We start from the raw sequence: 12916 nt of genomic DNA, 5'->3' as shown, positions 1-12916 counted from the left end.
TGGTACGTACGAAAATCGGCGGGATTTCGGATGCCGATTTCCACGTTTTACCTAGCGATCCTCATCTAAAATCGACACGATCTCGGTACGACCGCGGTTCAATGTCGAGCCTGGTGGACCCCGGATTCCGGCGACCAGAGGGGGCGGCGATGCCCGGCATGCACGGTGGCAGCAGCGGCGAGCGTGAGCTGCAGGAACAGTACGGAACACAAGATCGAGCACAGCGGTTCTACGACGATCAGATGCTCGATCGGCTCAACCCGACGATGATCGATTTCATCGGCCGGATGGATATGGCGTTCATCGCCACGGCGGACAAAAGCGGCGAATGCGACTCGAGTTTCCGTGCCGGACCGCCCGGTTTTCTGCACGTCATCGATGAACATACGATCGCCTATCCGGAATACCGTGGCAACGGCGTCATGGCCAGCCTCGGCAATATCCTGGAGAACGCGCACGTCGGGATACTGCTTCTCGATTTCGTGCGCGACCTCATCGGACTGCACATCAACGGTTCGGCACACATCGTCACCGACCACGCCCTGCGCAACGTCGTCTCCGACCTGCCGGTCAACCACAAGGGCCGCGTAGCCGAACACTGGGTCGTGGTCCGCGTGGAAGAGGCCTATATCCACTGCCGCAAGCACATCCCGCACCTGGTCCCCGCCCCACGCGAACAGCGTGAGTGGGGCACAGACAACGTGCGAGCCAAGGGCGGCGACTACTTCGGAGCGAAGGCGGAGAAGAACGAACTGGCCGAGTCGCTCGTCAGCGGGTCATAAGGGTAGGTACGGGGCCCAGCGCGCCCAGCATCAGTCGCTCCTCGACTGATCGCGGGCGCGGTGCGGGACCGTAAGGCCACCACGGCGCGTGACCAGGGAATTATCCGACGCGAGCTGGTTCAAGAGTAGTTACAGCCAACCTAGCGGCGACTGCGTAGAGATCGCGCATCTCGACGGAGGCTCGATCGGCGTACGCGACTCGAAGAACCCGACCGGCCCCGCGCTGATATTCACCCCCGGCGAATGGGACGCGTTCACCGCAGGCGTGACGGATGGCGAATTCCACCGCCACTGACCACATCGACCGACACGGCCCGGCCCACTGACTCGAAACGTCAGGAGCCGGGCCGATTCCGTACCAGTGGCCCTCTGCGATCGGGTCGCTATCCCGATAGGACGTCGCCCCAGCGCAGAGGCCGCACCCCCCACCCCAAACGTGCGACTTCATCATGGTCGACCCACGAGTGGCACACCCTGGAGACCTCTTCTCGGAAAATGCCGCGACCATGTGCCACCCTCGCCGGACAGGACGCCCACTGGCGATCACGAGGAGACGGCGACGGTGGTGCCGTAGGTGCGCTGGTCGTCGATGGCGTCGAGGAGATTTTGTCTCGCCGCCCGCGACCTCAGTCGCTGGCGAAGACGAACGAATACCAGTGTCCGGACAGCTTTTCGAACCGACGGGTGCCGCTCCCCACCGGCTCGGCGCTCGGCGAGTAGACCCACCCGTGGACGGTCGAGCCCACGAACCCATCGGCGTCGTAGAAGTAGACCGAACCATCTGACCGGCGCTGCGCCGAACTGATCTCGAGCCCACCGAAGTTCAGATCTCGGCGGGTACTCGGCCCGGTCTCGCGCAGCATCTCGACCGCGACTTCTTCCATCTCCGGACGTGCGGCGTCGAAGCCCGCGGGCCGAAAGACCGACCCCATCAACAGTCCTGCGAGCACAACCACTGGCACAACGGCGACCTTCCAGGACCACCGATGCTCTCTGCCGACCAGATACAGCGTCTTGATCGCCCACACCAGCAGGGAAAGTCCCAGCAGCATCCCGCCGACCACCGAACCGACGAGCCGATCCGGCCCGGTCGGGTCACCGGCAAACGGCGCCCAATCCAGATGGACGCATAAGAGAACCGCAACACCGAGGACTGTTCCCGCCAAGACCGCGCCCCCGGGGGGCGGTGGCGGCGCTCTGACCACCCTCGGTATGCCCGTCAAGCGCACGGGGTGTCTCGATCGGAGCCTCCTCATCTCGCCGACCGTCCCAACGCCCGATCCGCGCTCGGCGATGCCCGCATCCGAACTCTACCGGCGGGTCGGCCGTCGGAACCGGACGTCGGGCAGTGCCGCAGACGGAAAACAGGGCCACCGCAGGCGGGGACTGCGTGGAGGTCGCCTATCTCGATGGAGGCATGGTAGGCGTTCGCGACTCGAAGAACCCCGACCGACCGCCCCCGCGCTGGTGTTCACCCCTGGCGAGTGGGACACCTTCACCGCAGACGTGACGCACGGCGAATTCAACCGTCACTGACCGCATCGGCCCGGCCCACCGACGTGAACGTCAGGGAGCCGGGCTGTCTCGCCTCGCGGCGGCTACCATCCACCCGTTCACGGCAGCTGATCGGACTGTCAATCGCCGCCTTCCGCTCCTCGGTGAACTTGCCGGTCGCCGGATGAGATCGGTCAACGCCACCGGTGCGCGGCTGCCAGTCGCCTGACCTCCGCTTCGATCGAGTCCCGGGACACGACGTCGTGCAGCCAGCGATCAACGAGGCTCGGCAACTGGCGCATCGTCGCGGCAGCGGGCGAGTCCTCGTCGTACTCCGCCATCGGGGTGGGCCAGCGTTGGGCTCCAACGATCGGGTGCACGAGATCTTCTGATATCCGGCTGGCGAAGATTGCGGCACGAATCGTGAGGGCAGCCTCTCTCGGGAGCGGGTTATCCGCGATACGGACCATGAATTCGGTCGCCTGGGCGGGAAGAACTGGGCGGCTTGGCGCTGATGATAAGGCCAGCCGCGCCAATTCGCCGGTTACCGACTTCGGGAGAACTCGTTCTCCCGACCAGCAGCCCTCCCGAATGAATCGGCTGTAGAGCATGACGGGAACAGTGAAGCTATCTAACGTTCCATCATCGAGATGGGCTCCACTCAACCGGAGGAGCAGTCCATCCACGAAGTCGCGTTCGATCGGCGACTGCCTGCGAAAATCGTCCACGGCGGTGAGCGGTATATGGCCCGCCATCGCCCATCGCCACACGATCTCTCGATCGGTACCGATCACCGCCCACAGCCGATCCACGACCGCAACTCACCCTTGGCCACGTGCACAACCTCCCCAGTCATTCCCACGATTACCGGACGTGTAAGCGGTGACCATGGCGTTGTTCTTCGTCGGATCATAAACAATGTTCCCCGAGACACCGGACTTCGAGTTCCTCCAGGAGACAACCACGTACGGGAGCTTGCTCCCGGGGCTCTCCGAGCCTCTCATGTTGACAAGGGCGAGACAGTGCAGAAAATTTCGCGGATCCTCATCAGCATCGTGATCGTCCATCATGTGCCGATATGAACTACACGTCATCAACAGTCTGCGAGAGCCGGGCGGCGAGCCCAGAACGTCATCGAGCCCACGCTGTCCGTACTGATATAGCGTCATCTGCTCCTCCATACCCTCATGTGCTCGGCAGCCCGACGGGTCTTGCCAGGTGCAGCCGCGCCGTACTATCGGACCGGCTGAAGCGTTTCCGGGGGCGAGTGCGACTATCGAGATGCTCGCCGCAAGCACCGCAAGGACCACACCCAGCCCCCTCAGCACCCACGACCTAGTGATACAGCGAGTTTCCGACTGACGTGATCCCACACAGTCCCCCTTTGCCGAATTCGGCCCTAGCCGCCGCACATGCCGTTGGCATCGCAGAATCGCTGACTCCAACCGGCTGTGTACGAGTGATCCAGGATGGCCACTCAAAATCTATGACGCGCTCGGCTCCGCGTCGGTTCCATTAATTCGGGACAGAATCACGCTTGGCAGCAATGCGGCAACGACTGAACTCGCCGCCCGCTGCGCGGCAGAGGGCGGCCGTGCGGTGTTCAGCGGATCTTGAAGCTCACCAAGCGCTGGACGACGAATCCGATGACGGTCGCGGGGCCCGGGGAAAGTGCGGTCGTACTTCCTGCGGACTCACCCCGAACCGCGCCTTGAACGCGGCTCCGAAGGCGCTGAGCGAGCGGAAACCGCTGGCGTACGCGATGTCGGCGACGGTGCGGTCGCGTGGGGCTTCGCGGAGGCGGCGGTGCGCGCGGTCGAGGCGTTCGGCGCGGATCAGGTCGCTCGGTGTCGTACCGGTGTGGTGCAAGGCCAGTTGGATCTGGCGCAGTGACCAGCCGAGGCTTCGCGCGATCGCGGTGGGCGTCAGGCTCGGGTCGTCGGCGTGACGGCGGACGTGATCGCGGACCGCGGTGTCCACGGTGGCCAGTACGGTGGGCATCGCGTCGCGGCGGCGCAGGCAGAGGCCGAGTAGATCGACGATCGTGTCACAGGCGGAGGCGAACTCGGGACCGTCGACGGCCGCGCGCTGCTTGCCGAGTTCGGTGATCATGCCCGTGACCACCGATCCCAGTCCTTCCCGCAGGTCGATCAGTGCGGGTCCGGCGCCGAGCGCGAGGGGCAGCGCGCCCGCCGGGACGTTCAACACCCAGCCGCGCGCGGCCGTGGGCTGGCGGAATTCGACAGGACGGGTCTTGGTGACCACCGCGCCGTGCCCCGGGACCACCTGGGCGGTGATGTCGTCCTGCCGAAGACGCAATGCGCCCGCGACCGGGATCATCACCCGCAGGCTCTCATCGCCGTCGTGCCGGATGTCCGCACGGGTTCTGGCGTAGACGATGCTGTCGGACCAGAAATCGATCAGTTGATAGCCCGCGTATCGCTGCACGGCCGTAGCGCCACGGAACGACGCCGGACTGGCGAAGCGGCACTGCAACGTGCCCTGGTTACGACAGACGTGCTCGGCCCAGAAGTCGGCCGACTCGCGGGGCGGGACCGCGCCGGTATCGACTCGTTCCACGCGATATGGCTCGGTGATCGACACGAGCATCCTCCAGACCGGCGTGCGCGCTTCCGTCAGGCCCGTGCACGGATCAGGTCGAGCGCGCATGGGTCCACGCCTAACGTGAGAGTCCGATCGTACAGATCACAGCCCAGAACATCGGCGCGTCGCAGCCGGCGGCGGGACCCGTTCGACGTAGCGGGAAGACGACCCGGCCGGGCACCGGCCCGCCGCTCAGCGAGGAATGAGCACTGTCATGGACCGCAGGCATATCCACATACAGACTCGGCTCGGGTTGCTGCGCGTCGTGCTGACCGGCAGCGGCCATCCGATCGTCATGTGGCCGAGCCTCCTGATGGACGCCGCCCTCTGGGACGCCCAGGTCGCGCACTTCGCACAAAATTTCCTGACCATCGCCGTGGACCCGCCCGGCCACGGCGGGTCCAGTCGTCTCGAGCGGCCCTTCACCTTCGACGAGTGCGCGGGCTGTGTGGTCGACATCCTCGATCAGCTCGGATTACCTCGGACGCATTTCATCGGGAACTCCTGGGGCGCGATGATCGGCGGCACCCTCGCCGCCGCATTCCCTGATCGCGTCGAGTCCGCCGTTCTGATGAACGGCACGGCGTCATCGGCACCGCTCGGCCAGCGGCTGCAATACCGGACGCTGCTGATGGTGATCCGGATTCTCGGCGGGATTCGCCCACCGCTCACCAGATCGGTGGTTCGCGCGTTTCTCGGCCCGACAACCGAACGCACCCGCCCGCAGGTGGTCCGGAAGGTCGTCGACGTGGCGCGTCGCAATGATCCGGCATCGGTCGCTCACGCCGTGCGATCGGTGGTGATCGACCGCCCGGACCAACGGGGCCGCTTCGCCTCGATCACCTGCCCCACACTGATCGTCGGAGGCCGCGAGGATCGCACGTTCCCCGTGCCCGAACTCGAGGTCATGGCGAATTCCATCCCCGGCGCGGAACTCGTGGTCGTCGACGGCGCCGCACACCTCGCGGCAGCGGAGATCCCCGACGAAGTCAACCGATTGGTCGAGACCTTTCTGACCCAGCGCGGCGCGACGAGCGAATAGTCAGCGGATCTTGAAGATCACCAAGCGCTGGACGACGAAGTTGATGACGGTCGCGGTGCCCTGGGCGATGACGAAGGCCAGCGGCTGGCGCCACCACTCGCCCGGGAGGGTGAAGTAGAACAGGTTGTTGATGCCGACCTGCACCGCGAAGGTCACCGCGTACAGCGCGACGACCGCGAGGAAGCGGACGCGGCTGGGCGGGGCCTGGAAGGTCCAGCGGCGATTGATCAGGTAGGCGGTTGTGGTGCCCGCCACGAAACTGATCGACTTGGCGACGATGACCGGCAGGCCCACCAGGTTGAGCAGCAGGCTGTAGAGCCCGTAGTCGACGACGGCCGAGAACCCGCCGGTGAGGGTGAACCGGATGATCTGCGTCTTGAGGTCGACATCGCTGCCGCCGGGCTCGTCGACCAGCGGCAACTCCGCCGGAAGCGGCAGGTGGGGTTCGGCTTGCACGCCGACGAGCGTAGCGTCGAACCGGCGATGACCGGGATTCGGCGTTGATCCGACGTGTACGCCACTACCCATCGGTAGAGCGACCCCGTTCCCATCTGGCGTCATACCTGTAGCCTCTATGCCGATGTCCACGAAAGCTCCGACCGCCACCAAGACAACCGGGAACGACAAGGGCGCCGGCGTCACGAACGACGGCCCGGCCGCGGGGAACGCGTTCGACCTTCCGACGCGCACCCGTACGTTGACCGGGTGGGGTCGCACCGCACCCACCTCTTCCGAAGTGCTCTCGACCAGCGATCCCGAACTGATCGCCAAGGCAGTCGCCATGGTCGCCGAGGACAACGACGGCAAGCCCGCCCACCTGCGCCGCGGCGTGATCGCCCGCGGTCTCGGCCGCTCCTACGGCGACCACGCGCAGAACGCGGGCGGCCTGGTCGTCGACATGACCGCGCTGAACAACATCCATCGGATCGACCGCGACACCCGCATCGTGGACGTGGACGGCGGCGTCAGCCTGGACCAGCTCATGAAGGCCGCGCTGCCGTTCGGGCTCTGGGTGCCGGTGCTGCCCGGCACCCGCCAGGTGACGATCGGGGGCGCGATCGCCTCCGACATCCACGGCAAGAACCACCACAGCGAGGGCAGCTTCGGCAATCACGTGCGCTCGATCGATCTGCTCACCGCCGACGGGCAGGTGCAGCACATCACGCCGAAGCGCAACGCCAAGCTGTTCTGGGCGACCGTCGGCGGCAACGGGCTCACCGGCATCATCCTGCGCGCGACCATCGAGATGGTGCCCACGGAGACCGCCTACTTCCTCAACGACGGCGTGAAGACCACGACCCTCGACGAGACCATCGCCGCGCACAGCGACGGCAGCGAGGCGAACTACACCTACTCGAGCGCCTGGTTCGACGTGATCAGCCCGCTGCCCAAGCTGGGCCGCGCCACGATCACCCGGGGCAGGCTGGCCAAGCTCGACGAACTGCCCAAGCGGCTGCGCAGCAAGCCGCTGAAGTTCGACGCGCCGCAGCTGATGACCGTCCCGGACATCTTCCCGAACTGGACGATGAACAAAGTCACGCTGATGTCCATCGGCGAGGCGTACTACCGGATGGGCGGCAACTACACCGGCAAGGTCCAGAACCTGACGCAGTTCTATCACCCGCTGGACATGATCGCGGAGTGGAACCGCGGCTACGGCTCCAACGGCTTCCTCCAGTACCAGTTCGTGGTGCCCACCGAGGCGGTCGAGGAGTTCAAGCGGATCATCATGGACATCCAGGCGTCCGGGCACTACTCGGCGCTGAACGTGTTCAAGCTGTTCGGCCCGGGCAATCAGGCCCCGCTGAGCTTCCCGATGCCCGGCTGGAACATCTGCGTCGACTTCCCGATCAAGCCGGGCCTCAACGAGCTGGTCGGCGAACTGGACCGGCGGGTGCTCGAGTTCGGCGGGCGGCTGTACACCGCGAAGGACTCGCGGACCACCGCCGAGACCTTCCACAAGATGTATCCCCGGATCGACGAGTGGATCAAGGTCCGCCGCAGCGTCGACCCCACAGGCGTGTTCATGTCCGATATGGCGAGAAGGCTGGAGCTGCAGTGATCAATGCCGTTGGCAACCCGCAGTCGATTCTGCTGCTGGGTGGCACCTCGGAGATCGGCTTGGCAATCTGCGCGGAGTACCTGAAGAAGGGGCCCGCGCGCATCACCCTCGCGGCGCTGCCCGGTGATCCGCTGCGGGAGGGCGCGGTCGCCCAGATGAAGGCCGCGGGCGCGAGCCAGGTCGACGTCATCGACTTCGACGCGCTCGACACCGAGAGCCACCCCAAGGTGATCGACGCCGCGTGGGACGCGGGTGACGTGGACGTCGCGATCGTCGCCTTCGCCCTCGACGGAGATCCCGAGGAGCTGTGGCAGAACCAGAGCAAGGCCGTGCGGGTCGCCCAGATCAACTACACCGCCTCGGTCTCCGTCGGCGTGCTGGTGGGCGAGAAGATGAAGGCGCAGGGCTTCGGCCGGATCATCGCGATGTCGTCGGTCGCCGGTGAGCGGGTGCGGCGCTCGAACTTCGTCTACGGGTCGACCAAAGCCGGCCTGGACGGCTTCTACCTCGGGCTCGGCGAAGCGCTGCGGCCGCACGGCCCGCGCGTGCTGGTGATCCGGCCCGGCATGGTGCGCACCAAGTTCTCGGCGCACGTCAAAGAGGCTCCGCTCACCGTCGACAAGGAAGATGTCGCGGCGCTGGCGGTCGCGGCCTCGCAGCGGGGGAAGGAACTGGTCTGGGCGCCGGGCGGCTTCCGCTACGTGATGATGGTGCTGCGGCACGTCCCGCGCGCGATCTTCCGCAGACTGCCGATCTGACCCTCGGCGAACGAACTCGGTGCCCGCGTGATCGGTGATCGCGCGGGCACCTATCGTCTGACGGAGTGGACCCTGTGAACCCGGAGGCGCCATGCGAGTAATCCAGTGCGACGAGCGCGGAGCGGTCCGTTGAGCACGGTGACCGCCACGGACGAAGCGCCGCCGCGGCCCGCCGATCCGGCCCCGGCGCCGGGACGGAGGTCGCTCGCGATGCGGCAGATCGCCTCCGGCGTCGGTGAGGCCGCGCTCGCGGCGATCGTCGCCGCGGTGGTGGCCGCCGTCGGGCTCGTCGCGTTCTCGCTGGTGCAGTGGCCCGCCTTCAACGCATCGAACGTGACGCGGGCGCTGACCACGGTCGGGCAGGTCGCCGCCGCGGTCATGCTCGCGGTCGCGATCGCGCTGCTGCGGCTGCGCAAGTGGCCCTGGGTAGCGAAACCGCTGTCCTGGATCGGTCTTTCGACTTTCGTCACGTTCACGCTCGGCATGCCGCTGGCGGCGACGAAGCTGTATCTGTTCGGCGTCTCGGTGGATCAGGAGTTCCGCACCGAGTTCCTCACGCGGCTCACCGATTCCGCCGCGCTGCGCGATATGACGTACGCGGATCTGCCGTCCTTCTACCCCGCGGGCTGGTTCTGGATCGGCGGGCGGGTCGCGAATCTGCTCGGGATGGACGGCTGGGAGGTGTTCAAGCCGTACGCGATCGGCTTCCTCGCGGTGGCCGCCGTCGTCGCGCTGGTGCTGTGGTCGAAGCTGATCCGCGCGGATTGGGCGGTGGGCGTCGCCGCGGCGAGCACGGCGGTCACCCTGGCCTACGCCGCGCCCGAGGCGTACAGCGCTGTCATCGTGCTGCTGCTTCCGCCCGCCCTGGTGCTCGCCTGGGGGGCGCTGTATCGACCCCTGGAGGACGTGAAGGCGGACGACACCGAGCATCGCACCGCCGGTGGGTGGGGCGCGGTCGTCGGTACCGGATTGTTCCTGGGCTGGGCGGCCACGTTCTACACCCTCTACTTCCTCGTGGCCGCCTTCGCGGTCGCTCTGATGGGGCTGCTGGCGGCCTTCCTGGCGGTGCGCGCGCGGCGCGCCGCCGACCAGCCGCGTCGCGCTCGCGTGGCGACGGCCTCGGCGCGCCGCCCTTGGCGCGCGGCGGTGCCGCCGCTGACGCGGCTGGTGGTGATCGCGGCGATCGCCGGACTGATCGCGCTCGTCGTGTGGGCCCCGTACCTGGCGAAGGCGCTGCGCGGGACCACCGCGAGCTCCGGAACCGCCCTGCACTACCTGCCGGAGGCGGGAGCCGAGCTGCCCCTGCCGATGTTCCAGTTCTCGCTGCTCGGAGCGCTGTGCCTGATCGGCACCATCTGGCTGGTGCTGCGCGGGGCGTCGTCGCGCAGGGCGCAGGCGCTGGGTATCGGGGTGGCGGCGATCTACCTGTGGACGCTGCTGTCCATGGTGGCGACCGCCGCGGGCACCACGCTGCTGTCGTTCCGGCTGGAGCCGGTGCTGCTGGTGCTGCTGTCGGTCGCGGGCGCGTTCGGGTTCGTGGAGGGCGCGCGGGCGATCTACCAGGCGTTGAACGAGCCCGCCCGGTTCCGGCTGGTGGCGATCGTCGTCGCGACGATCGGCGCGCTGGCTTTCGCTCAGGACATCCCGCATGTGCTGACCGCCGAGATCACCACCGCCTACACCGACACCGACGGTGACGGAAACCGGGCCGACCAGCGAGCCGCCTCAGCGGTTACGCACTACCGCGAGGTGGATCGGGCACTCACCGCGCAGACCGGGCGACCCCGATCGGAGACGGTGGTGCTCACCGCCGACACCAGCTTCCTTTCCTTCTACCCCTACTTCGGCTTCCAGGCGCTCACCTCGCACTACGCCAATCCGCTCGCCGATTTCGCAGAGCGCGGGGCCACCATCAAGCGCTGGAGCGAACTGAAGACGTCGCGGGAGTTGCTCGACGCGATGGCGGCGAGCCCGTGGCGTGCGCCGGACGCGTTCCTGTTCCGGCGCAGCGGTGACAGCTACACCTTGCGGCTGGCCGAGGACGTCTACCCGAACGACCCGAACGTGGCGCGCTACTCGGTGAGCTTCCCCAAGGAACTGTTCGCCGACTCGCGTTTCACCAGCACGGATATCGGGCCGTTCACGCTGGTCACCGTCCGCCGCTGACCGATGCGGCGAATTCGCCACGGTTGAACTCGCGCAAAGTGGATACCCCTTCCGTTTGTCGGTCCACGCACAGCGTGGTTGGTATGGAGGGCGCTGTCGAGGAGTGATGCGCAGGTGACACGTGCACAGGACGTCGAAACCGGCGCAGAGACGGAATCGGCGGAGGTCGCGGTCGCGACGGAAGCGACAGCGGCCGGAGTGCTCACCAGTCCCGCGCGAATCCGGCTTCCCCGCCTCCGGGCCGGTGGCGCCGATCTGCTCGTCGGTCTCGGCTACCTGGCACTGGCCGCGGCGGTGCTGTCGGGTCAGTGGCGCGACACCGGCAGCGGGTATCTGATCAAGAGCGGTCAGGACCAGACGATGTGGGAGTGGTTCTTCGCCGTCACCGCGCACTCGGTCGCCAACTCGCAGAACCCGCTCGGCACCGACCTGCAGAACTTTCCGGCCGGGGTGAACATGATGGCCAATACGGCCATGTTCGGCGTCGGCGTGCCGCTGACGCCCGTCACCTTGCTCTTCGGACCCACCGTCACGTTCGTGCTCGTGCTCACCATCGGCCTGGCCGGTACGGCGTTCGCCTGGTATCACCTGTTCTCCCGCGAACTCGTCCGAACCCGGGTCGCCGCGGTGATCGGCGGCCTGTTCTGTGGTTTCGCGCCCGGGATGATCTCGCACGCCAACGCACACCCGAATTTCGTCGTGCTGCCGCTGCTTCCGATCATCGCGGGCCTGCTGATCCGGATGACGCGGCGAGCAGCGCAGCCGCGCCGGCGGGCGCGCGATGCCGTCATCCTCGGCCTTCTGGTCGCCATGCAGATCGCGCTCGGCGAGGAACCGCTGCTGATCTTCGCACTCGCGTTCGGCCTGTTCGCGCTCGTCTACTACCTGCCTGCGCCACGCGCCGGGCTGCGCGTGGCGCGGACGATCGCCCCCACCCTCGTGCTGGGCGCGGTGATCACCCTGGCGCTCGCCGAGATCCCGCTGTGGTGGCAGTTCTTCGGCCCGCAGAGCTATCGCTCGATCGACCACGGCCCGATGGGCAACGACCTCGAAGCGCTGGTGCAGTTCCCATCCGAGTCGCTGGGTGGCGTGTTCGCTCCCGGTCAGAACGTGGCGATCAACCCGACCGAGCAGAACGCGTACTTCGGCTGGCCGCTGCTGCTGCTCGTGGTGTTCACCGTGGGGCTGCTGTGGCGCGACCGGGTGGTGCGGGCCGCGGCCGTGGTGATCGCGGTCTTCGGAGTGCTGTCGCTGGGCGCGGTCGCCACGATCGGCAAGCGGCCGACCGGCATCGCGCTGCCGTGGCGCTGGGCCGAACAGGTCCCGCTGCTGAACACGGTGCTGGAGAGCAGGCTCAGCATGGCCGCGATCCCGGCCATCGCGGTCGTGCTCGCGCTGGCCAGCGATCGGGCGGTGCGGACCTGGACGCTATCGGCGGTGGACTGGAAGCCGCTCGCGTGGTTCGGCGCTCTCGCCTGCGCGTTGCTGCCGTTGATCCCGACGATCCTGCCGGTGGTCGAACGGACGCCGACGCCGGATTTCTTCGCCGACGGCACCGTACGCCGCTACGTCGGCGACGGATCGGTGGTTCTGGTACCCCCGCCCCGGCCGCCCGACGCGCGAGCGCTGCGCTGGCAGGCCGACGCCGAGTTCAGCTTCCCCCTCGCGGGAGGTTACTTCGTCGGCCCGACCGGTACGACCAAGAAAGGGATCTACGGCCCCGAGGCCCGTCCGACCACCGCCCTGCTGGTGCAGGCGCAGGACACCGGGGTGGTGCCACGGATCGACGCCGACGTGCGCGCCCGCGCGCTGGATGATCTGCGGTTCTGGCGCGCCGACGTCCTCGTGCTGCCCGCGACGAGGAACGGCGAGGTACTGCGCGAGACGGTCACGCAGCTGCTCGGATTCACGCCGACGCGCGTCGAGGACGTCTGGCTGTGGGACGTTCATACGCTGCGTGCGTCGGGGGCAGTCGGAATCACACCGGCCGGTAGCTAGCATCAACCAC

The 12916-nt window shown here is 67.2% G+C and carries 11 protein-coding genes and 1 pseudogene; 8 read left to right on the top strand and 4 right to left on the bottom strand.

Annotation, left to right across the window (positions count from 1 at the left end; genetic code table 11):
• The first annotated feature begins 149 nt into the window (after positions 1–149).
• A complete protein-coding gene (locus ABZ803_RS26735; RefSeq protein ID WP_357043460.1) occupies positions 150–782 on the top strand; it encodes a pyridoxamine 5'-phosphate oxidase family protein in 633 nt (210 codons plus the stop codon).
• 88 nt (positions 783–870) lie between these two features.
• Entirely contained in the window at positions 871–1077 is a 207-nt protein-coding gene (locus ABZ803_RS26730; protein ID WP_357043333.1) for a DUF397 domain-containing protein, read from the top strand.
• Positions 1078–1408: 331 nt separating this feature from the next.
• Here ABZ803_RS26730 and ABZ803_RS26725 read toward each other — a convergent pair whose 3' ends face one another.
• Positions 1409–1948: a hypothetical protein gene (locus ABZ803_RS26725; protein ID WP_357043331.1), complete on the bottom strand. Its 540-nt coding sequence runs from the start codon at positions 1946–1948 to the stop codon at positions 1409–1411.
• Between the two features lie 182 nt (positions 1949–2130).
• Between ABZ803_RS26725 and ABZ803_RS26720 the strand changes: the two are divergent.
• Positions 2131–2318: pseudogene (locus ABZ803_RS26720) on the top strand (DUF397 domain-containing protein).
• A 152-nt stretch (positions 2319–2470) separates the two neighbouring features.
• On the opposite strand, the gene ABZ803_RS26715 reads toward ABZ803_RS26720, so the two are convergent.
• Together ABZ803_RS26715 and ABZ803_RS26710 are read right to left on the bottom strand one after the other, a co-directional pair.
• Positions 2471–3088 (bottom strand): hypothetical protein, encoded by a 618-nt coding sequence (locus ABZ803_RS26715; protein ID WP_357043329.1) that lies wholly within the window; start codon positions 3086–3088, stop codon positions 2471–2473.
• A gap of 808 nt (positions 3089–3896) precedes the next feature.
• Complete coding sequence (locus ABZ803_RS26710; protein WP_357043326.1) at positions 3897–4880, bottom strand: AraC family transcriptional regulator; 984 nt, start codon at positions 4878–4880, stop codon at positions 3897–3899.
• 202 nt (positions 4881–5082) lie between these two features.
• On the opposite strand from ABZ803_RS26710, the gene ABZ803_RS26705 reads away from it, so the two are divergent.
• Entirely contained in the window at positions 5083–5922 is an 840-nt protein-coding gene (locus ABZ803_RS26705; protein WP_357043324.1) for an alpha/beta fold hydrolase, read from the top strand.
• On the opposite strand, the gene ABZ803_RS26700 is transcribed toward ABZ803_RS26705, so the two are convergent.
• Positions 5923–6378 (bottom strand): GtrA family protein, encoded by a 456-nt coding sequence (locus tag ABZ803_RS26700; protein WP_245548774.1) that lies wholly within the window; start codon positions 6376–6378, stop codon positions 5923–5925.
• A gap of 118 nt (positions 6379–6496) precedes the next feature.
• On the opposite strand from ABZ803_RS26700, the gene ABZ803_RS26695 reads away from it, so the two are divergent.
• The 4 genes from ABZ803_RS26695 to ABZ803_RS26680 all read left to right on the top strand — a co-directional run bounded on the left by ABZ803_RS26695 (position 6497) and on the right by ABZ803_RS26680 (position 12906).
• Positions 6497–7984: an FAD-binding oxidoreductase gene (locus tag ABZ803_RS26695; RefSeq protein WP_357043322.1), complete on the top strand. Its 1488-nt coding sequence runs from the start codon at positions 6497–6499 to the stop codon at positions 7982–7984.
• The gene (locus tag ABZ803_RS26690) at positions 7981–8742 is read left to right on the top strand and encodes a decaprenylphospho-beta-D-erythro-pentofuranosid-2-ulose 2-reductase (protein WP_040864261.1); all 762 of its coding nucleotides are present in this window, start codon (positions 7981–7983) and stop codon (positions 8740–8742) included. The genes ABZ803_RS26695 and ABZ803_RS26690 overlap by 4 nt, the downstream gene beginning before the upstream one ends.
• Before the next feature lie 210 nt (positions 8743–8952).
• A complete protein-coding gene (locus tag ABZ803_RS26685) occupies positions 8953–10908 on the top strand; it encodes a galactan 5-O-arabinofuranosyltransferase (protein WP_357043458.1) in 1956 nt (651 codons plus the stop codon).
• A 114-nt stretch (positions 10909–11022) separates the two neighbouring features.
• Complete coding sequence (locus ABZ803_RS26680; RefSeq protein ID WP_357043319.1) at positions 11023–12906, top strand: DUF6541 family protein; 1884 nt, start codon at positions 11023–11025, stop codon at positions 12904–12906.
• The last annotated feature ends 10 nt before the right edge of the window (positions 12907–12916 follow it).

Origin of the sequence: Nocardia sp. NPDC047648 (assembly GCF_040642815.1) — a bacterium.
GTDB lineage: Bacteria > Actinomycetota > Actinomycetes > Mycobacteriales > Mycobacteriaceae > Nocardia > Nocardia gamkensis.
This window is presented reverse-complemented; position numbering and strand designations above follow the sequence as displayed.